The organism is Euzebya sp. (assembly GCF_964222135.1).
GTDB lineage: Bacteria > Actinomycetota > Nitriliruptoria > Euzebyales > Euzebyaceae > Euzebya.
The window spans coordinates 1-19482 of record NZ_CAXQBR010000090.1; the positions used below are offsets into that span (position 1 = coordinate 1).

General features: G+C 69.5%; 18 protein-coding genes. 9 read left to right on the forward strand and 9 right to left on the reverse strand.

Going from position 1 to position 19482, the window contains the following annotated elements; all coding sequences use genetic code 11:
• Positions 1 to 172: 172 nt before the first annotated feature.
• Together ACEQ2X_RS19745 and ACEQ2X_RS19750 are read right to left on the reverse strand one after the other, a co-directional pair.
• Entirely contained in the window at positions 173 to 1357 is a 1185-nt protein-coding gene (locus ACEQ2X_RS19745; protein ID WP_370327579.1) for an ion channel, read from the reverse strand.
• A gap of 9 nt (positions 1358 to 1366) precedes the next feature.
• Entirely contained in the window at positions 1367 to 2701 is a 1335-nt protein-coding gene (locus ACEQ2X_RS19750) for an APC family permease (RefSeq protein WP_370327609.1), read from the reverse strand.
• A 646-nt stretch (positions 2702 to 3347) separates the two neighbouring features.
• On the opposite strand from ACEQ2X_RS19750, the gene ACEQ2X_RS19755 reads away from it, so the two are divergent.
• Positions 3348 to 4691, forward strand: coding sequence for a class I SAM-dependent methyltransferase (locus ACEQ2X_RS19755; protein ID WP_370327610.1), 1344 nt, complete (start codon positions 3348 to 3350; stop codon positions 4689 to 4691).
• 28 nt (positions 4692 to 4719) lie between these two features.
• Here the strand turns inward: ACEQ2X_RS19755 and ACEQ2X_RS19760 are convergent, their stop codons facing one another.
• Positions 4720 to 5226: a rhodanese-like domain-containing protein gene (locus ACEQ2X_RS19760; protein WP_370327580.1), complete on the reverse strand. Its 507-nt coding sequence runs from the start codon at positions 5224 to 5226 to the stop codon at positions 4720 to 4722.
• Between the two features lie 53 nt (positions 5227 to 5279).
• Here ACEQ2X_RS19760 and ACEQ2X_RS19765 point away from each other — a divergent pair, with 53 nt between their 5' ends.
• Both ACEQ2X_RS19765 and ACEQ2X_RS19770 read left to right on the forward strand, forming a co-directional pair.
• Positions 5280 to 6266 (forward strand): cytochrome b N-terminal domain-containing protein, encoded by a 987-nt coding sequence (locus tag ACEQ2X_RS19765; protein ID WP_370327582.1) that lies wholly within the window; start codon positions 5280 to 5282, stop codon positions 6264 to 6266.
• Positions 6245 to 6421: a hypothetical protein gene (locus tag ACEQ2X_RS19770; RefSeq protein ID WP_370327583.1), complete on the forward strand. Its 177-nt coding sequence runs from the start codon at positions 6245 to 6247 to the stop codon at positions 6419 to 6421. Before ACEQ2X_RS19765 ends, ACEQ2X_RS19770 begins: the two co-directional genes overlap by 22 nt.
• A gap of 574 nt (positions 6422 to 6995) precedes the next feature.
• Here ACEQ2X_RS19770 and ACEQ2X_RS19775 read toward each other — a convergent pair.
• Positions 6996 to 7229, reverse strand: coding sequence for a hypothetical protein (locus ACEQ2X_RS19775; protein ID WP_370327584.1), 234 nt, complete (start codon positions 7227 to 7229; stop codon positions 6996 to 6998).
• Between the two features lie 300 nt (positions 7230 to 7529).
• On the opposite strand from ACEQ2X_RS19775, the gene ACEQ2X_RS19780 reads away from it, so the two are divergent.
• Complete coding sequence (locus tag ACEQ2X_RS19780; protein WP_370327585.1) at positions 7530 to 8198, forward strand: transposase; 669 nt, start codon at positions 7530 to 7532, stop codon at positions 8196 to 8198.
• A gap of 854 nt (positions 8199 to 9052) precedes the next feature.
• Here the strand turns inward: ACEQ2X_RS19780 and ACEQ2X_RS19785 are convergent.
• Positions 9053 to 9931, reverse strand: coding sequence for a fructose bisphosphate aldolase (locus ACEQ2X_RS19785; RefSeq protein ID WP_370327586.1), 879 nt, complete (start codon positions 9929 to 9931; stop codon positions 9053 to 9055).
• 420 nt (positions 9932 to 10351) lie between these two features.
• On the opposite strand from ACEQ2X_RS19785, the gene ACEQ2X_RS19790 reads away from it, so the two are divergent.
• The 4 genes from ACEQ2X_RS19790 (at position 10352) to ACEQ2X_RS19805 (ending at position 15815) form a co-directional block, all read left to right on the forward strand.
• Positions 10352 to 10606, forward strand: a complete 255-nt coding sequence (locus tag ACEQ2X_RS19790) for a hypothetical protein (RefSeq protein WP_370327587.1) — start codon at positions 10352 to 10354, stop codon at positions 10604 to 10606.
• Between the two features lie 357 nt (positions 10607 to 10963).
• Positions 10964 to 13417 (forward strand): heavy metal translocating P-type ATPase, encoded by a 2454-nt coding sequence (locus ACEQ2X_RS19795; RefSeq protein ID WP_370327611.1) that lies wholly within the window; start codon positions 10964 to 10966, stop codon positions 13415 to 13417.
• 26 nt (positions 13418 to 13443) lie between these two features.
• Complete coding sequence (locus ACEQ2X_RS19800; protein WP_370327588.1) at positions 13444 to 14496, forward strand: type II glyceraldehyde-3-phosphate dehydrogenase; 1053 nt, start codon at positions 13444 to 13446, stop codon at positions 14494 to 14496.
• A gap of 14 nt (positions 14497 to 14510) precedes the next feature.
• The gene (locus ACEQ2X_RS19805; protein WP_370327589.1) at positions 14511 to 15815 is read left to right on the forward strand and encodes a Glu/Leu/Phe/Val dehydrogenase; all 1305 of its coding nucleotides are present in this window, start codon (positions 14511 to 14513) and stop codon (positions 15813 to 15815) included.
• Positions 15816 to 15971: 156 nt separating this feature from the next.
• Here ACEQ2X_RS19805 and ACEQ2X_RS19810 read toward each other — a convergent pair whose 3' ends face one another.
• Genes ACEQ2X_RS19810 through ACEQ2X_RS19825 form a run of 4 tightly spaced genes read right to left on the reverse strand, consistent with a single transcriptional unit; the run spans position 15972 to position 18738 of the window.
• On the reverse strand, positions 15972 to 17096 hold the full coding sequence (locus tag ACEQ2X_RS19810; RefSeq protein WP_370327590.1) for a sensor histidine kinase: 1125 nt from the start codon (positions 17094 to 17096) through the stop codon (positions 15972 to 15974).
• Positions 17093 to 17785 carry a response regulator gene (locus ACEQ2X_RS19815; RefSeq protein ID WP_370327591.1) on the reverse strand — a complete coding sequence of 231 codons (693 nt, stop codon included), beginning with the start codon at positions 17783 to 17785 and terminating at the stop codon, positions 17093 to 17095. Before ACEQ2X_RS19815 ends, ACEQ2X_RS19810 begins: the two co-directional genes overlap by 4 nt.
• Positions 17786 to 17792: 7 nt before the next feature.
• Entirely contained in the window at positions 17793 to 18035 is a 243-nt protein-coding gene (locus ACEQ2X_RS19820) for an SHOCT domain-containing protein (RefSeq protein ID WP_372530577.1), read from the reverse strand.
• Positions 18036 to 18093: 58 nt separating this feature from the next.
• The gene (locus ACEQ2X_RS19825; RefSeq protein WP_370327593.1) at positions 18094 to 18738 is read right to left on the reverse strand and encodes a cupredoxin domain-containing protein; all 645 of its coding nucleotides are present in this window, start codon (positions 18736 to 18738) and stop codon (positions 18094 to 18096) included.
• 353 nt (positions 18739 to 19091) lie between these two features.
• Here ACEQ2X_RS19825 and ACEQ2X_RS19830 point away from each other — a divergent pair, with 353 nt between their 5' ends.
• Positions 19092 to 19412, forward strand: coding sequence for a hypothetical protein (locus ACEQ2X_RS19830; protein ID WP_370327594.1), 321 nt, complete (start codon positions 19092 to 19094; stop codon positions 19410 to 19412).
• The last annotated feature ends 70 nt before the right edge of the window (positions 19413 to 19482 follow it).

Here is a 19482-nt window from a genome sequence, read left to right on the forward strand (position 1 = left end):
CACCAAGGAGGCAGATCGTTGACAGCCGTCATCGCGTTCATGACCCTGCTACTACGACCCTCACCCCGGCCGAGGTGGTCCCTAGCAACTGGCAACACCCTGGTCCCATCGTGGTGGCAGGTGACAAACGGGCATCCGGCCCAAGACGACTTGACGACAGCGGCGTCGTGGATCAGCGCTCTCCGAACAGCGGCGCCGCGCTATGGCGGTGGACTCGTCCCAGCTCGAGGAGGAAGGTGTCGATGTGCGCGAGGAAGCGCGCGAGATCGGGCGGCACGCCGGGCTCGCTGCTGACCGACTCAGGCGCGACGCGGCGGAGATCCTCACGGAGGCGATGCAACCGGGCGTGCGCCTCATGCTGGTCGAGCGATCGCTCGGTGAGATGCGCGCCCCTGAACTCCCGCGCATAGTCGTCCAGCAGTCGCTCGAGCGTCCGTTCGAGGCCGGGGCCGTAGAGGGCAGCGAAGGGCACCGCCTCCCAAGCCAGGCCATAGCGCAGATAGGTGCACACGAGCGCCGCCGCCCGCAGCAGGGATGCAGTCGACTCTCCCGGTACGCCGGCGTGGAAGTAGTAGAGCACCGGAAAGCGAAGCAGATCCTGATGGATCTCGATCAGATTGCGCTGCAGACGCGCCACCTCGTCCCGACCGCCGTGGCAGATGAACCGCGCCGCTCCCTCCTCCGTGTCGGCCTGGAGGTCGGTTGCCCAGGACGCCGCCACGCGCACGAGCGACACGCGCGGATAGACGGCCGTGACGTACGCGATCGCGGCAGTGATGACCGCGAGCCCGCTCGCCGCCTCCAGTATCGTGACCAGACGCAGGACCTCGCTGCCGGCGACCACATCGCCGAACCCGACCGTGGTCAGGCTCGCCCCGCTCAGATAGAGCGCTTCCACGAAGCCCTCGTGCCCTGGCCACCCCGGCGAGTAGCGGAACGTGTGAACAGACGGGGGCTGGATCAGCGCAAAGCCGAGCCACAGGCTGAAGACCCAGGCCAGTAGATCCGCGGCCATCGCCGCGGGGCCGCCGAAGCTCAACAGCCGATCCCGCCCGCCGAGGCGGGTCAGCCTGCGCACACCGGCCCAAGCCAGATGCTCGACATGACGGCTGAGCAGGCCGCGCCGGGAGGGGTGAAGCACGGTGAGGCCGAGATCGGCGGCGGCGAGGACCACCACCGTCACGCCCAACACCACCGCAGCGACGGACACGAAGATCACCGCCAACTGCCAAGCAAGCGTGTCATCTCGCGATCGGTCGGGGCGCGACCGATCACCCGCGGTGACGGTGCGGCTGCCCACCTCCGGGTCGGTCGCGAACAGGCCGAGGTCGCCCTCACCGGTCAGGATCAGCGGCATGTCGGGAGTTCACATGTCCATCGTGCCGTCGGGTCGGGTATGGGATCGCATGAACAGCCGCTCGCCGAGCACGACGAGCACGATGCCCGCGGCCGCCACCCACAGGCCGAGCGGATCGACTGACGCCGTGACCCACACGAATGCGCCGAGCACGACGACATCGAGGACGAGGGCACCGACCACGATGGCGGCGCGGTGCTGGACTCGGCGGCGCAGGTGTCGCAGCAGTCCCCACTGGATGGCGATGTCCATGATCAGGTAGTAGATGGCGCCCAGCGCTGCGATCCGGCGCAGGTCCAGCGTGGCCGCAAGCGCGATGGCGAAGAAGACGGTGTACACGGTGGTGTGGGTCCGCACCGTGCCGGGCATGCCGACGTGCCGGTGGGGGACCTGGGCCATGCGCGTCAGCATCGCCAGCATCCGGGACGCCGCGAAGACGCTGGCCATCACCCCCGAGGCGGTCGCCACGATGGCCAGAACGACGGTGACGGTCACGCCACCATCACCGAACGCGGGGCGAGCCGCCTCGGCCAGCGAGTAGTCCTCGGCGGCCACGATGTCGGCGACATTCAGGTTGCCCGCCACCGCAGCGGCGATGGCCAGGTACACCACGGTGCAGATCGCCAGGGCGATCACGATCGCCCGCCCCGTGTTGCGGTGCGGATCCACCAGCTCACCGCCGCTGTTGGCGATCGTCGTGAACCCCTTGTAGGCGAGGATCGCCAGCGCGACCGCGGCCAGGAAGCCCTCCGGCGACGCCGAATACTCGCCCCCGGCGCCGCTGGTGAACTCGGTCGCCGACGCGAACCACAGGCCCGCCACCGCGAAGATCCCGAGACCGACGATCTTGACCGCCGCCATAGCCCGCTGCGTGACCTGCATCGCCCGGTTGCCGGCAACGTTGACCCCGAACGCAGCCACGAGCAGCACCACCGCGAACGCGGGCACCCAGAACGACACCGGCTCGAGATCGACGATCTGGAGCAGGTAGGAGCCAAACGTCCTCGCCACGAGCGCCTCGCTGATCACCATCGACACGTACATGAAGATGGCGAACACCCCGGTCGCCGTGCCGGGTCCGTACTCCTCCTTGAGGAACATGGCGATCCCACCCGAGGACGGGAACGCGTTCGCCAACTTGACGTACGCATACGCACTCGCAGCCACCACCCCGGCCGCCGCGACGAAGGCGAGCGGGAACCAGTCACCCGTCAGCCGCGCCGTCTGCCCCGTGAGCGCGAAGATTCCGGCACCGATCATCACGCCGGTGCCGAGCGCGACCGCCCCCGACAGCGTCAGGCTCCCCGGCACATCCTCCGGGGCGTTGTCGTCAGCGCCGGTCATGTCGTCCATGAGGGATACTCCTGCGAGCCGTCTTTGGGCCCGCACCTACGGGGATGTGGGTCGCTGTCGAGGCGGCGAACGTCGGTCACTCGGGGATCAGCGGCGACGGAGGCGGGAGCGCTGGGCGGTGCTGAACCGCTGCGATCACGATCACGTCGTCATCGACGATTCGCTCAATGGTATGCAGTTCGGCGACCGCCTGCGGTTCCTGAGAGGCGACGACGCGGCGGTAGGCGTCGCCGTCGGCTGTGATTTGCCAGCTGCGGTCGACGAGGAGTGGCTTGGTGGTCATCACAAGGCGCTCTTGGAGGCGGGCATCGACACGCCGGCTGTCGCTCACCGCTGCGGTGACCGTTCATCCAGACCTGGAGCAGTGCCGGAGTTCTGGGCCGACGGTACTGACTGCCCGGATGCCGGTCATCGGTGTGCTGACTCCGGCACCTGCGCTCCCGCAGACGCCCGACGTCCAGACGTGTGCAGCGACGATCCGCCCATGCGGGTTAGCCGCAGACCGATTCCGCAGGTTGTCCCGATGGCCTCTCGCCTCGCCAACGCCACAGTGGAGGACGAGCTGAACCAGAGGAGCACTGACATGCGAGACGTTCTGATCCCCACAGGGTCCGACATGGCCGCCACGAAGTCCGACATGGCGGAGACGAGAATCATTGCCGATCGGGAGCGAGATTGCGGTGTGGGTCCGGGGCGTCCGCTGACTGCGGTCATCGGGCCGCTGCTGGACGCGTACGCACCCGGGGTCGGCGTGCGTGTGGAGTTGTGGGACGGCAGCGTCGCCGGGGATCCGCATGGTCCCGTGGTGCGGATCCGGTCGGCCGATGCGCTCCGTCGCCTCCTGTGGGCACCGGGTGAGCTCGGGGTCGGGCGCGCCTACGTCGCTGGGGACATCGACATCCACGGTGACGTCATCGAGGCGGTGGCCGCACTCCGCGACTCTGATCCCCAGCTCCGGGTCGGGCCCCGCCACGTGGCGGCGTTGCTGCGCGCTGCACGCCAGGTGGGTGCGATCGGCCGTCCGTTGCCGCCACCGCCCGAGGAGGCCCGCCCGCGGGGGTTGCGACATTCCAAGGCGCGCGACGCCAGCGCGATCAGCCACCACTACGACGTGGGCAACGAGTTCTACCGCCTCGTGCTCGGTCCGGCGATGACCTACTCCTGCGCCCGGTTCAACGACCCGTCGACGGACCTGGCCGAAGCCCAAGCCTCCAAGCACGACCTGGTGTGCCGCAAGCTCGGTCTGCACGAGCGCCCCGGGGTGCGGCTCCTCGACGTCGGCTGCGGGTGGGGGTCGATGGCCATCCACGCCGCTCGCACCTACGGTGCGCGTGTCGTCGGCGTCACCATCAGCCGCGAGCAGGTCGATGCCGCCCGTGCACGGGTCATCGAGGCCGGGGTGGCCGATCTGGTGGAGATCCGACTCCAGGACTATCGCGACGTTCGCGGTGAGCGCTTCGACGCCATCTCCTCGATCGGGATGTCTGAACACGTGGGCAGCGAGCGCATCGGGGAGTACTTCTCCGGGTTGGCGGCGCTCCTAGCACCGCGGGGTCGCCTGCTCAACCACGCCATCTCCAGCGTCGGCGGGTCGAAGCTGGGACGGCGCTCGTTCATGGGGCGCTACGTGTTCCCCGACGGCGAGCTCCTCGACGTCGGCGACACCGTCCTGGCGATGGAGGCGGCCGGGTTGGAGGTGCGCGACGTGGAGTCGTTGCGCGAGCACTACGCCACGACGCTGCGACACTGGATCGCCAATCTCGAGGCGAACTGGGACGACGCCGTCCGCCTCGTAGGCGAGCGCCGTGCACGAGTGTGGAGGATCTACATGGCCGGCTCGGCCCTCGGGTTCGAAGACGGGGGCCTCGGGTTGCACCAAGTGCTCGGTGTCACCGCAGACCCGGACGGTGGTAGCGGCATGGCCCGGACCCGAGACGGCTTCGTCACCGCCCCGGCAGACGTGACCGGCGAACCACGGTGATTGCGGGCCAGCGGGCGGCGACCGCCGCTCAACCGCCGGTGGCAGGTGCGCCGCGCAGCGGCCTTCCGGTCGCCGCCCAGGCGTCCATGCCGCCCTCCAGATCGACCACGTTGGTGTACCCGGCACGGACGAGTGCCGCCGCGGCGATCTCCGACATTCGGCCCGAGCGGCAGTACAGCACGATCTCGGCGTCATGGTCGGCTGGGAGCCGGCTGTCGCCGACGATCCGGTCGTAGGCGATGAACGCGTCCGTGCCCTCGATCTCTCCCTCGTACGGGATGTGGACGTTCACGACCAACGCTGACGGTCGGGCGACGCGGCCGGCGAAAGCGCCGGGATCCAGGCCCACGAAGCTCCTCGACGAGTCGCGTTCCACCGACACGACCGATTCGTCGTCGCGGGTCGAGCCGGTGTCATCTGTTGACCTTCGCACCGCGACGTAGGCGGCGATCAGGACGGCCACGATCGCCACGGCGACGACAACGCCGCGCCACCGGTCTGTTCCCGACCGCCCCGCGTCGTCGCTCTGGGTCATTAGCAGCAGTCTACGACAGGGATGCGGGCGGCCTTGGCACGGAACTGAGGGCGGTGTTGCTCGTTGCAGTGCTGACCGGGTCGGTGCTATTCGGTGCTTCGCAGGCCGGCGCGGATGAACCCGACGAGAGCACCGTGGCCAGCGAACTGGTCCGCCAAGCCATCGCCCTGATCGTCAACACGCCCGACAACGTGGAGGCGGCCCGGGAGAAGGTCGGCGACGCGCTCAAGGTCGACAACCGTGAAGGCGTTGACATCGCGCTGGTGCGCGACGCCGACGACGCTCTCGCTGCCGGTGACCTGCACCAGGCGCGAACCCTGCTCGACGAGCAGGCCAACGCGTCTGTCCGGCGCATCGCCGACGACGTCTGGTCGGGTCAGCTGGTGGGCAGTGTGCACTTCTGGGCCGCGCAGGCCATGTACGTGCTGGCCGGCCTGCACCTGCTGCGGGTGTTCCTCAGCGGGTCCTCCAAGCGTCCGCGGGAGGCGAATTGGCTCATCGGGGTGACCATGTTCGCCCTGGTCATCGGGGCGCTCTTCACCGGCACGGTGATCAAGTGGGATCAGGACGGCTTCGAGACACTCGCCCACAACCTGGAGATCGGTGAGCTGCTCGGCGGCGCCGGGTTCTGGTTCTCCGCCCAGTTCTCCGCTGAACTGCCCCTGATCGTGCGGCTCTACGTCGCCCACGTGGCGATCATCCCCGAGTTGATCCTCGGGGCGCTGGCGGTTCACTTCCTGCTCGTGAAGCGCCACGGGGTCTCCCCGCACCCCGCCATCGCCGACGCTCCCGCGGAGCCTCGCGAATCGTTCACCCACCACCTGCGCCGCCTCGGCGCCTTCGGGCTGGCCCTCGTCGGCGTGCTGATCGTGCTTGCCGCGCTGTTCCCGCCTGGCCTCGGACCCACCCCGGTCGAGGGGATCGAGGTGACCCGCCCCTTGTGGATGTTCTGGTGGCTGTTCACGCTGGAGAACTGGTGGGGCCTCGACGCCATCCTATGGGCCACAGCCAGGAGCAGTTGCACGACGCCTACGACATGACCCGGTACATGGCGACCCCGGACGCCTCCGGGCCGATGTTCACCTACGACGTGACCGACCCACAGCTGTGGCAGTCGCGCAACCCCGCGTTCCTGCGTGCCCTTGAGGACCACGTGGCGGCGATGGACCGCATGTTGGGCCAAGGCCAACCATGAGCCCCCGGCACCCCGTCCCACGCTCGGGCTCGAACGGCGACCAGTCGCCGTGTCGTGGTTGATCGGCCCGCTGCTGTCCCCGCGAGTCCACCGATGAGATCCCGCGCTCGCGACTGGAGAAGGTCCAGCCCGGCGACGTGGAGTCGATCGAGTGGGACAGGCACGACGGCAGCATCGCCGGCACCCTCCGATGGCGCTGTCGGAACGAGAGGAGCAGCATTCCACTCCACCGGCCCGCCGTGTGCGCCACGTTCGTCCCAACGCTGCCCCGTTGCACGAGGTGCGATTCTGCCCATGGGCACGGCGCTCGGGGTGACCCAGCAGCTGGCGTCCCCACCCACCAGGGACTGGGAAGTCCGGGCGTTCACTCCCGGTTGGGCTGTCCCCGGGCCGGAGCCCGCCGGCCGACCACGAACAGGATCCGCAGGGCCAGGAACGCAGAGGCCACAAGCACCACGGATGCGGCGGCCACGGCGAGCCGGCGGCTGGGCTTGACCGGGCGTTCCACGCCGTGGAGAGCCCGCCGGTAACGGCGACGGCGACGAGCGCCCAGAACGTGCGGTGCACCCGCGGGTCACAGGTGCTCCACCGCGTTGGTGGTGGCGGTCACGTAGATAGCGGGCAATAGCCGCGGGCCCCGGGTGACGACCAGGTCGAGCCCGGCCGCCACCGCGAGCAGGGCGCCGACGAAAGCCCAGAGCGCGGGGCCGCCGGTGAACACGACCACCCCCAGGACGGCCAGCCCGGCGCCGACCACGACCCGGGCGCCCCGCTCAGGGTTGGCGATGCTCTGCTTTCGTGAACTCATGACGTCCGTCCTTCCGGTGTGTGGGGTGCGCCGCTGCCCCTGACCAGCTCCGAGTGCTCAACGGCCTCGACAGCGACCTCGCCACCGACGTCGGCCGGCTCTCCAACCGGCTCCGCGATGCTCTGACCAGCGTCTCACCTGCCCTGGAGCGGCCGCTCGGTGAACGACTGCAGCCCGGCATCAGAGACCTGCTCGCCGCCTACCCCACCCCGACCGCGGCTGCGGACGGCCGGCCGCGCCGCGATAGGTCGCAAGATCGCGCGACGGTCACCACGGCTGGCCGACAAGGTCACCACCGCGGTGATCGCAGCGCTGCCCGCCCAAACCCCTATTCTCCCCGCCGAGACCACCCTCGGACGGGTCATCGCTGACCTCGCCGCCGAGGTCGACCGCACCCACACCCGCTGCGAGGCGCTGGCCGCAGAGATCGAGGAGGTCTTCCTAGCCCACCCTTTCGGCCGACTGCTGATCACCATGCCCGGGGTCGGGTCGAGGTCCGGCGCACGGATCCTGGCCGAGATCGGTGACGGCAGCCGCTTCATCACCGGGTCAAAGCTCGCCAGCTACGCCGGCCTCGCCCCCGTCACCAAGCAGTCGGGCATCTCGATGCGATCTGAGGACAAGAGCCGACGCGGGAACCACAGGCTGAAGAACGCCATGTTCCTCGCCGCCTTCGCCTCCCTCCGCCACCCCGACTCCAAAGCCTTCTACGACCGCAAACGCGCCGAGGGCAAACGCCACAACGCCGCGCTCATCTGCCTCGCCCGACGCCGCTGCAACGTCATCCTCGCCATGCTCCGCACCGGCCAGTCCAGGCAGGTCAGCAGCGTCGGCATGGTGCGGTCCCAGTGGGGATCACCACCCGAAACCGTGACCAGGCAAGCCATGCGCAGAACAGCAACGTCGGCCTGCCGGCGATGGTGGGACCCACACCCCAGTCGAACTGCAGCCACATGCCCGGCTCGGTGATCCAGGGCCGGTAGGTCCGCCGGTTCCTCGCCCGCCATCGCGTCTTGGCCGCCGAGACTGCCCGACGGGGCGTGCGGTCTGAGCCGGTGTAGCCCATCACCACCAACCGGTCGTGCGCCACGTCGGCACGAACCTTGGCGTGGGAGCCGTCGACCCACTCCTCGATCTTGGGCAGCCACGGATCGATCAGTGACGGCCGGTCGATGGGGGCGAACGGGTTAGCGCCGGCATCAGGAGCGGTGGCGTAGCGGGCACGGTCTTCTCATCACACCCCGCCAGCACGGCGGCGGAGTGGGGGGTCTTGGTCAAATCGAACGCTTCGAGGATGTCCATGAATCTCATGTCAGACTTCTTCACGATCCCTCCGGTGGGGTAGCTGGGTGCTCGAACACACCAAGCCGACCCCGCCGGAGGCGATCGCTGGCGGAACCTCAACAGCCACAGGCATGGCCGCCGGCCCGGAGATCAGATGGCCATCAGACCGGAACTGCGTGGCCGCCTACCCGGAGGTTGGCATGGCCGCTAGCACGCGCAACCCCAATGCGTAGCAGGCTCGGATGTCATCGGGCTCGAGCTCCTCGACCCTTGGCACATGGTCGGCACCACGAGGATCTGCCTCGTTTGCGCAGGAACACCGACGGTTGTCCTGGGTGTGTGGCGTGCAGACGGTTCGTCACACCGTCGCGGCGAGCAGCGGTTGGATGCTGTCAAGCGGGGCCGAACGGCCGCCACGGGGTCGAGCACGAGGTCGGTGACAAGCGCGGCTGTGGACGGTGAACGCCAGAAACCGATCCTGATCCGCTGCGAGCCGATGCTGCTCGCCCGCGCGCTGGTCACCACGAGGTGACTGGAGGTCAGGTGATGGAGGCCGCGTGGATGGTGTCAACGGCCGTTCGCAGCGCGGCATCGAACTCCTCGTCGCTCTGGTCGGCTGAGAGGTCGCCGATCAGAGCACGTGAGAACGAAGCGATCAGAGCAGGGTTGCGGGTCAGGCGTTCGTTGGCCTCGTCGCGGCTGTAGCCGCCGGACAGGGCGACGACGCGCAGTACGCGTGGATGCTCGATCAGCGGCGTGTAGAACCCGTCCACGGACGGTATCGAGAGCTTCAGCATCACCTGGCTATCGTCGGGCAGGTCATCGAGGTGCCCGAGGAGGCTCGTGCGCACCAACTCCTCGGCCGCCTGCTTGACCGGACTGTGGATGTCGACCTCGGGCTCGAGGATCGGGACCAGACCTGCGTCGCTGATCTTGTGACCGACTTCGAACTGCTGCGCGATCACCCGTTCGATCGCACTGACGTCGGCTGACCTGATCACCGAACGCATCTTGGTGCCGAAGACCCCACCTTCGCGAGCCCGGTCGAGCAGGGCAGCGAGATCCGGCATCGGCTTCATCAACTGCACCCCGTCGGCTTCGTCGGCGAGCCCCTTGTCGACCTTGACGAACGGCACGACGCCCTTGGTCTTCCACAGGTAGTCGGCGCTCGGCACGCCGGCGATGTCCCGATCCATGGTGTCTTCGAACAGGATCGCCCCCAAGATCTTGTCGCCCGCGAACGCCGGTGAGATGATGATGCGCGATCGCATCCGGTGGACGAGGTCGAACATCCTCTCATCGTCATCGGCGTAGGCTTCCGCCGGTACGCCGTACTGCCCCAGCGCCTGCGGTGTCGATCCCCCACTCTGGTCGAGCGCGGCGATGAAACCGCGACCCAGCGCCATCTTGTCCAACATCGCGGCGTCTACCATGACCTTACTCCCGGACGACGATCATTGGCTGCACTAACGGGTCCTCCACGAGACTCCGAGTCCGTCGTAGTCGTTCAACGCACCAGGGGTGGCCGCTCAAGCTGGGTCAGCCTAACAGACGAGTTCGGACGCGAGCTGCCCGACCTGACCCACCCCCCACCCGCCACCGCCCCCGATCACAGACGCCGCGCCCCGCCACCGCCACCCGCGCGCTCGCGCCGGCGGGGGGTTGCCAGCCTACCCGCAGCGGCGAGGGTCGCGGTCGGTCTGCGCCGTCGCTGCGACCCGTCGCGATGCACACACGGCCGTGGACTGCGGCTGACCCGCACCCGCACTGAGGGTTCCTGCGGATGGCAGCAGGCGGACGCACCGCCATGCTGATCATTACCGACGTGAGGAGCCAAGATGTTGGACTACCTGAGCGAGAACTGGGTGACGATCGTGCTCGTCGCCGGGTTCGTGTGGCTGCACCTGCGGATGCACCGCGGGCACGGCGGCCACGGCCGTAGCAGCGATGGCACCCACCACCAGCCACAGCCAGACCGGCCGGAACCGACCGAGATTCCCCCCCACGACGAGGAGCCGCACGACCATCGCCATCAACGTCTGACCGCCGCCCGGACCGCAGCGAGAGGACCGACCGATGCGCGACCACGCTGACCCGGAGCAGCGGCAGACCTGCGAGGACTGCCTCACAAAGGCCGGCGTCCGCAGGGCCGCCGGGGCCTTCCGGCGGTGTCGGACGCGCTGTGCGCCGGCTCCCACGGGCCGTTCCCGGTGTGGCGAAGCCGCCGGCTTCCTTGTGCCTCAGTTGAGGGCAGTACCCGCGGTTGATGGCCGCGGTCGTCGCCGCCGGGACCAACGACCGGGCCGTGGCCGCTGCTGTCACGCGGCTTGTGCTCGATGACGACCACGCGGCGACCTGGGCGCGCGTGGTGATCGCCACTGCGCGCACGACCCCGGCTGCTGCCTTGATGTGCCCAAATCCGATCTACAGGAGGAGCCGACATGGACACGATGACGACACGGCCACCCGAGCGGGTGGTGCTGGATGTGACCGGGATGTACCGGGCGAGTGAGAAGGCGGTGGTGGAGGCGGAGCTGTCGCGTCGGCCGGGGGTGGTGGAGGTGGAGGCCAACCCGGTGGCGCAGAGCGCCACGGTCGCCTTCGATCCGACCGTCACGACGGTGGCGGAACTGGTCGGTTGGGTGCGGGAGTGCGGGATGCACTGCGCGGGTCGGTCGGTACCGGCTCACGTGTGCGACCCGATGGCCGAGGAGTCGACCACCCAGCGCGGTCACGCCGAGGCGGTCGCGGCTGGCCACGGCGACCATGCCGGGCATGCCGGGCATGGCGCGGATGCCGACGGCGAGGCGCTGCGCAGCCCGGCCGATGCGATGGGGCACGGTGGCCACGGCGGCCTGTCGATGGCGGCGATGGTGGCCGACATGCGCAACCGGTTCCTGGTGGCGCTGCTGTTCTCCCTCCCGATCGTGGTGTGGTCCCCGATCGGCAGCGAGGTGCTTGGGCTTGACGTGCCGGTGCCGTTCGGGTTGCGGCAGGACGTGTGGGCGCTGCTGCTGAGCTTGCCGGTGGTGTTTTACTCGTCGTGGATCTTCTTCGACGGGGCGGTCAGGGCGCTCCGGGCCCGAACGCTGGACATGATGGTGCTGGTCGCGGTCGCGGTCGGGGCCGGCTGGGGCTACTCGCTGGTGATCACGCTGACCGGTGGCGGGGAGGTGTTCTACGAGGCGGCGACGGTGCTGGCCGCATTTGTGCTGCTGGGCCACTGGTTTGAGATGCGCGCCCGCGGCGGCGCCAACGACGCCATCCGCACCCTGCTGGATCTCGCCCCACCGCAGGCGGTGGTGCTGCGCGACGGCCAGCCGGTCGAGGTCTCCACGTCCGAGGTAGCCGTCGGCGACCTGCTCCTGATCCGTCCCGGTGCGAAGATCCCCACCGACGGGGTGGTTGAGGAGGGCGCCTCTGAGATCGACGAGTCGATGGTGACCGGCGAGTCGCTGCCGGTGGGCAAGCAGCCAGGCGCGCAGGTCATCGGCGCCTCGATCAACACCACCGGCACCTTGCGGGTACGGGCGACCAAGGTCGGGTCTGACACGGCGCTGGCGCAGATCGTCAAGCTGGTGCAGGAGGCGCAGAACTCCAAGGCACCCGGCCAGCGGCTGGCCGATCGGGCTGCGTTCTGGCTGGTGTTTGTCGCGCTGATCGGCGGCACCGGCACGTTCCTGGTCTGGTGGCTGGGTGCCGGCGCCACGGTCGGGACGGCGATGCTGTTCGCGATCACCGTGGTGGTGATCACCTGCCCGGACGCGCTGGGGCTGGCCACCCCGACCGCGATCATGGTCGGCAGCGGCCTGGGTGCCCGCCGGGGGGTGCTGTTCAAGCACGCCACCGCGATCGAGACCGCGGCCCGCATCGACACCGTCGTCATGGACAAGACCGGCACGCTGACCAAGGGCGAGCCTGAGGTGACTGACGTCGTGGTCGCCGACGGCATCGCCGAGGTCGACCTGCTGCGGCTGGTCGCGGCGGTCGAGCGTGAGTCCGAGCATCCCCTGGCCGAAGCGATCGTCCGCCACGCCGAGGCCGCCGGGGTCCCGGCGGTACGGGCCGAGGCGTGTGAGAACGTCCCCGGCCACGGCGCGATCGCGACGGTGGAGGGCCGCCGGGTGGCAGTGGGCAACCGGCGGCTGATGGACCGCGAGCAGGTCGCCATGGACAGCCTGGCGACCCGCCGTGACGAGCTCGCCGCGGGTGGGCGTACCACCGTGGTGGTCGCCTTGGACGGGACCGCGGCCGGGCTGGTCGCGATCGCCGACGCGTCCCGGCCGACGGCGGCGGCGACCGTGGTGGCGCTGCACGACGCCGGGGTCGAGGTGGTGATGCTCACCGGCGACAACCAGGCCACCGCCACCCGCATCGCCACCGAGCTGGGCATCGACACCGTCATCGCAGAGGTCCTGCCCGGCGACAAAGCCGCCAAGATCGCCACACTGCAGCAGGCCGGCAAGCGGGTCGCGATGGTCGGCGACGGCGTCAACGACGCCCCGGCGCTGGCGCAGGCCGACCTCGGCGTCGCGATCGGGGCCGGCACCGACGTCGCCATCGAAACCGCCGACGTGGTGCTGATGCGCTCCGACCCCCTGGACGTCCCGGTCGCGCTGACCATCGGCCGCGGCACCCTGCGCAAGATGCGCCAGAACCTCGGCTGGGCCATCGGCTACAACCTGATCGCACTACCGATCGCCGCCGGGGTGTTCGAACCCGCGTTCGGGCTGGTCCTGCGCCCCGAGATCGCCGCCCTGTCGATGTCCGGCTCCAGCCTGATCGTGGCCGTCAACGCACTCCTGCTCAAGCGCCTACGCCTACCCGACCTGCCAACCGACACCCCCGCAGAACGGCCCGGCCAGCCCGCCGACGCCGCTCCCGCCCCCGACCTCGCATCCTGACCCCCGCAATAGACGAAGGAACCAACATGACCACCAACACCATCCGTGTGGCCGTCAACGGCTACGGCGTGATCGGCAAACGCGTCGCCGACGCCGTGACCGCCCAGCCCGACATGACCCTGATCGGCGTCGCCGACCTCGCCACCGACTGGCGCACCAAGACCGCCGCCGTCAACGGCATCCCGATGTTCGCCGCCACCGGCCAGGCCGCCGGCCCGATGCGTGACGCCGGCATCCCGCTGGCCGGCGACCTCGACGACCTCCTCGGCCAGGTCGACGCCGTCGTGGACGCCACCCCCAAGAACATCGGAGCCGCCAACCTCGACCGCTACCGCACCGCAGGGGTCAAGGCGGTGCTGCAGGGCGGCGAATCCCACACCGCCACGGGCCACTCCTTCGTGGCCCAGGCCAACTACACCAGCGCACTGGGACGTGACGCGACCCGGGTCGTGTCGTGCAACACCACCTCCATCGTCCGGGTCATCGGTGCGCTTGCCGATGCCGGGCTGCTCGCCGCCGCCCGCGGGGTGCTGATCCGCCGCGCCACCGACCCGTGGGAGTCCCACCTCGGCGGGATCATGAACACCATCGTGCCCGAACCGACAATCCCCAGCCACCAGGGACCCGACGCGAAGACCGTGCTGCCCGACCTCGACGTGGTCACCATCGCCGCCAAGGCCGCCCACACCCAGACCCACAACCACTACTGGACCCTGCGGCTCACCCGCCCCGCGACCCACGACGAGATCATCGCCGCATTGGCAGCTGCCCCGCGGATCGCGTTCATCCGCATGGCCGACGGGCTGGTCGCGCTCAACACCACCGTCGAGCTGATGAAGGACCTGCACCGTCCGCGGGGCGACATGTGGGAGGTCGCCGTGTGGGAGGACGTGCTCACCGTCGAGGGTGACGAGGCCTACCTGACGTACCAGGTCTACAACGAAGCCATCGTGGTGCCCGAGTCCATCGACGCGATCCGGGCGCTCACCGGCACCGTCGAGGACCCCGCCACCTCGATCGCGCGGACCGACGAGGCGCTGGGCATGCGCCGCGACTTCCTGTCCCGGTCCACGGACTAGACGAGGAGACCAAGATGACGCCCGACCCCGGGACGGACTGCCCGGTCATGCCGGCCGCCACAAGCACGGCGCCGCATGGCCTTCTGGCGTGGGAGCACGCCCGCTTCGACCGGATCACCGCCGATCTCGCACTGCCGGAAGCCACGGTGTGCGCCCTGCACTGCGCGACCCGGTCGGTCACCGTGGAGCTGCCGCTGCCACACGACGACGGATCGACCACCGTGCTGCTCGGCTACCGTGTGCAGCACTCCGACGCCCTCGGGCCCGCCAAGGGCGGCACCCGCTACCGGCAGGGTGTCAACCTCGACGACGTCACCGCCCTCGCACGGCTGATGACCTGGAAGACCGCGCTGCACCAGCTGCCGTTCGGCGGCGCCAAGGGCGGCATCGACTGCGACCCGGCAGCGTTAAGCGCGCGCGAGCGACACGAGCTCACCCGCCGCTACCTGCTGGCGATCCTGCCCCTGATCGGCTCTCAGGTCGACGTGCCCGCCCCCGACATCGGTACCGACGCACAGACCATGGCCTGGATGGTCCGCACCGCCGCCGAGGCGGGCGTGGCCGACCCTGCCATCGTGACCGGCAAGCCGGTGCTGCTAGGCGGCAGCCGGTTCCGGGCCGCTGCCACCGGCGTCGGGGCCGCGCACGTCGCCCAGCGCGCCTGGGAACACCTCGGGCATCGGCTCAAGGACACACGCGTCACGGTCGAGGGGTTCGGAGCCGTCGGCAGCCATGCCGCCCTGGAGTTGGCTGACCGCGGCGCCCGGGTGGTCGGGCTCAGCGACATCTCCGGAACGATCACCGACCCTGCCGGCCTGGACCCGCGAGCCGTCCAGGACTGGGTCACCTCGGGCCACGACCTGGCCAGCTACCCCGACGCCGACCGGCTCGAGGGGTCGGTGCTCACGCTGCCGTGCGACATCGCCGTCCCGGCTGCACTCGAGGGCACGATCACCGACGAGGTGGCCGAGGGCCTTCACGCCCAACTGGTGGTCGAGGCCGCCAACGGACCCACCGTGCCCACCGCCGAGGCCCGGCTCCACGACCGGGGCGTGACGGTCGTGCCCGATCTGGTGGCCAACGGCGGCGGTGTCATCTCGTCGTACTTTGAGTGGGTCCAGAACCACCAGCGGCTGGCCTGGACCGAGGCGGACGAACGCCGACGGGTCCTCGACCGGCTCGATCACACCTGGGAGCGCGTTGCGGCCGCGCCATTCCCGACCTGGCGCGACACCGCGTTGAGCATGGCCATCCGTCGGGTCGCCCGCGCCATGGAACTGTCCGGAGAACTCACCGCTCGACAGGCTCCCGTGGGTTGATCGACCGGGGCAGCGCACCCACCTACCGACCTCACCAACCCCGCGGCGGGCATCTGTCGAGCCGCCGAGTTGTGGCAGCACCGACGAACAACCAGACCCCTCAGCCCCCCATCCGCCAGGGGCGCAGCAGCTGCACGAGCGCAGGGAGGGGGTTGGTTACCCGCCCCGCGGTACAGAGCTGCGTGGCAGACGGAGGGTGAACGTGCTGCCGTGCCCGCGACCCCGACTCGCTGCACGCAGGTCGCCGCCGTGGGCGCAGGCGATGGCTCTGGCGATGGTCAGGCCGATGCCGCTGCCGGTCCCTGACCGGCGGGTGCCGTCGCCGCGGTAGAAGCGTTCAAAGACATGAGGGAGTTGATCGGGGGCGATGCCCTGTCCGGTATCGGTCACGTCGATAGCCACATCACCGTTCGCGGGACGGGCACGGACGGTGACCTTCCCGCCTGCCGGGGTGTGCCGTCGGGCGTTGTCGAGCAGGTTGCCGAGCACCTGTTGAATGCGGTCGGCATCGACACTCGCGGACAGCAGGTCATCGGGGACCTCCTCGGCGGTGAGCTCGACACCGGCGCGGGCGTAGGCCTCGCGGGTGGCGGCGATGGCCGTCGCGACCAGATCGGCCGTTCGGGTCGGCTGGCGGTCCAGGTCGAGCCGTCCTTCCTCGGCGCGGGAGACGAGCGCGACGTCGTCGACGAGCCGATGCAGCCGTCCTGCGGCGTCCTGCAGGGTTTCCCAGGTCGCGGGTCCGGGGGGGACGACCCCGTCGGCGAGACCTTCAAGGTAGCCCTGGATGGTCGACAGCGGGGTGCGTAGCTCATGGGCGAGGTCGTTGAGCAGCCGCCGGCGGGTGTCCTCGGTGTGCTCGAGGGCTGCGGCCAGGTCGTTGAACGCGTTGGTCAGGTCGGCTAGTTCGTCGTCGGCTGGCGGGCGCGGAGCGCGAGCCGACAAGTCCCCGCCTTTGAGATCCGTCGCCGCCTCTGAGAGCTCCTCGATCGGTCGGGCGATTCGTGAGGACAGCACCCAGCTGACCGTCAGCGCAGCGGCGATCGAGGTGACCACGGCGATCGCGAGCGACAGCATCAGGGCGGTGCTCAGGGCCCGATCGAGGTGGCCAGCGACCACGCCGCTGACGGGGCCCAGGGCCTGGCCCACATGCTGGTGGAACAGGGGCGGGCTGACGAGCAGCGCCACCACCGCCAGGGTGACGGCGCCGGTGGCGATCACCAGCCCGTTGGCGGCCAGCAGCCTGCGGGCCAGACGCCGCCGCGGCGGGCGTGGGATCACCGCTCGGCCATGCGGTAGCCGACCCCGCGGACGGTGCGGATGTACTCGGGGTCGTCAGGGTCGTCGCCGATCTTGCGACGCAGGTTGGCGATGTGGACCGCCACGACATGCTCGTCACGGAAGTCCGCCGACCCCCACACCTGTTCCAGCAACTGGTCGCGGGTGAACACCAGCCGCGGATGGGAACTCAGCGTGTCGAGCAGGTCGAACTCGATCTTCGTCAACTCGACCAGCTGGCCGGTGACGGTCACCTCTCGGCCGGCCGGGTCGACGGTCAGGTCACCGAAGGTGCGGGTACCGGGCGCAGCGTCACGGTCGACCCGGGGCCGCCGGAGCATCGCCTGCACGCGGGCGACCAGCTCCCTTGGGGAGAACGGTTTGGTGAGGTAGTCATCCGCGCCGACCGACAGCCCGACGATCCGGTCGATCTCCTCCGCCTTGGCGGTGAGCATGATGATGTAGGCGTCGCTGAAGGTCCGCACCCGCCGGGCCACCTCCACCCCGTCGACCCCTGGCAGCATCAGGTCCAGCACGATCACGTCCGGATCGGTCCGCTCGATCACTTCAAGCGCCTGGTCGCCGTCGTAGGCCGGATGGACCTGGTAGCCCTCCCGCTCGAGGTAGCCGGTGATCAGATCGACCAGCGGCTTCTCGTCATCGACGACGACGATCTCGACAGGATCGGTCAACTCCCTCTCACCTCTCCAGCGCGGCGCGCACACGACGGTAGTCGTCGTCATCGATCTCGCCGCGAGCGTAGCGCTCGTCGAGGATCTGCCGTGCCCGACTGGCGCTATGCCGGTTCGCGGGTGCGACCCGGCCCACGGCCCACACGACCAGTCCGATCATGATCGCCCAGAAGGCGACCATCCACAGCCATTGCCAGCCCCAGCCTGCCCACATCATCGTCGTGCTCCTCGCTTCGTCGGTCGGTTCCAAGGTGGCCCTGCTGGATGCGGCGGGCATCGAGGGTCGGTCACCCATCCGTCGAGACGGTTCACTGACTGCTCACCACTTCCAGGGTGCCGCGCATCCCGGCCCGCGCGTGACCAGGGACGCTGCACAAGAACTCGTAGGTGCCCGCCTCATCCACCGTCAAGCCCCCCGAGACCTCCTCGCCGGGGTCAGCGTCAAGCATGAACCCCAACTCCGGGATCGACAGATCGTGAAACACCGCACCGTCGTTGCTCAGGGTGATGTTGACCGGCTCGTCTGCCTCGATCTCGATCACGTCGGGGGTGAAGACCAGGTCGGTGGCCACGACCTCGACGTCGCGGGCCCCGGCCACCGGAGGATCCGCATCGCCAGAGGATGCGGCCCAGCCCATGTGGTCGCCCACCACCCGGCCGCCATCGCCCCACCACCCCATCGAGGTGCCACCGACAGCCCAGCCCAGGATTCCAACCAACAGCACCACGACGGCCCCGACCGCGATGGCCGCCCACGGGGCGCCTGGTCGGCCGGAACGCTCCCCGAGCAGTACCGCGACTCGATCGGCGTGCTCCTCAACGGTCAGATCTCCCGTCGCGAGACGTTCATCCAGCCGTCCACGAGCCGACGTCCCGGCAGGCCGGGTCCAAGCGCCGGCTGCGATCACGGCCGCGACCACCAGCAACATCAACAGTGCGACAAATCCCATCATCACAACAGCTCCTTTCGTGGTCCCGCGCCCATGGGGGCGGCGCGGGCAAATACCCGAGTCTCGGCGGTCGCGGGGTCGACCTTGACCCGCACCCGGTAGCTGTAGCAGTCGTGTTCCATGGTGGGTCCCCCGTTCGCGGTGACTGGGGAACACGATGCCGTCGACGGATCAAGGTCATCCGATGCCTGGCGTCAAGAGCCGGTCAAGCCGACGTCGCGATTGCCGGCAGCCCACGGACTGTGAGCGACCGCACGGTCTTGACGGCGTCTTGAGCCCGACCAAACCGCAAGCGGACATGCACGTCGGACACTCGTTTCATCCCCGCTTCCGGGGCACCACCAGAAGGAGACATCATGTCGATCAAGGCCCGTACCGCCGCGGTCATCACTGGGGCGCTGGCCGCTACCACCATCACAGGGGTCGCGGCCTTCGCGTCACCCCTGACGGGGCCGGCGACCGCCGGCATGGATGCCCAGCCGATGCACATGGAACAGATGAGCGAGGCGACGATGGGCGAGATGGCCGATCTGATGGCCGAGGACGTCACGGTCGGCGAGATGCACCAATGGATGGCCGACAACGGTATCCCCATTGGTGCGATGCACCGCGAGATGGCGAGAGGAGGGAGCAATCCCGGGGCGATGCACCGGTCCATGGCGGCGCCGACCCGCTGACCCAACATGCCCCTACCGGGGCCGCATCCCATTGGCCGCGCCCGACTGTGGCGCGGCCAGGAAACGTTCA

Excerpts from the sequence above, each read along its gene's own strand:
- ACEQ2X_RS19755 (WP_370327610.1), top strand. The coding sequence starts at position 3,348 with ATGGCGGAGACGAGAATCATTGCCGATCGGGAGCGAGATTGCGGTGTG.
- ACEQ2X_RS19795 (WP_370327611.1), top strand. The coding sequence starts at position 10,964 with ATGACGACACGGCCACCCGAGCGGGTGGTGCTGGATGTGACCGGGATG.
- ACEQ2X_RS19805 (WP_370327589.1), top strand. The coding sequence starts at position 14,511 with ATGACGCCCGACCCCGGGACGGACTGCCCGGTCATGCCGGCCGCCACA.
- ACEQ2X_RS19790 (WP_370327587.1), top strand. The coding sequence starts at position 10,352 with ATGTTGGACTACCTGAGCGAGAACTGGGTGACGATCGTGCTCGTCGCC.
- ACEQ2X_RS19745 (WP_370327579.1), bottom strand. The coding sequence starts at position 1,357 with ATGCCGCTGATCCTGACCGGTGAGGGCGACCTCGGCCTGTTCGCGACC.
- ACEQ2X_RS19760 (WP_370327580.1), bottom strand. The coding sequence starts at position 5,226 with ATGACCCAGAGCGACGACGCGGGGCGGTCGGGAACAGACCGGTGGCGC.
- ACEQ2X_RS19785 (WP_370327586.1), bottom strand. The coding sequence starts at position 9,931 with ATGTTGGACAAGATGGCGCTGGGTCGCGGTTTCATCGCCGCGCTCGAC.
- ACEQ2X_RS19750 (WP_370327609.1), bottom strand. The coding sequence starts at position 2,701 with ATGACCGGCGCTGACGACAACGCCCCGGAGGATGTGCCGGGGAGCCTG.
- ACEQ2X_RS19830 (WP_370327594.1), top strand. The coding sequence starts at position 19,092 with ATGTCGATCAAGGCCCGTACCGCCGCGGTCATCACTGGGGCGCTGGCC.
- ACEQ2X_RS19800 (WP_370327588.1), top strand. The coding sequence starts at position 13,444 with ATGACCACCAACACCATCCGTGTGGCCGTCAACGGCTACGGCGTGATC.
- ACEQ2X_RS19825 (WP_370327593.1), bottom strand. The coding sequence starts at position 18,738 with ATGATGGGATTTGTCGCACTGTTGATGTTGCTGGTGGTCGCGGCCGTG.
- ACEQ2X_RS19775 (WP_370327584.1), bottom strand. The coding sequence starts at position 7,229 with ATGAGTTCACGAAAGCAGAGCATCGCCAACCCTGAGCGGGGCGCCCGG.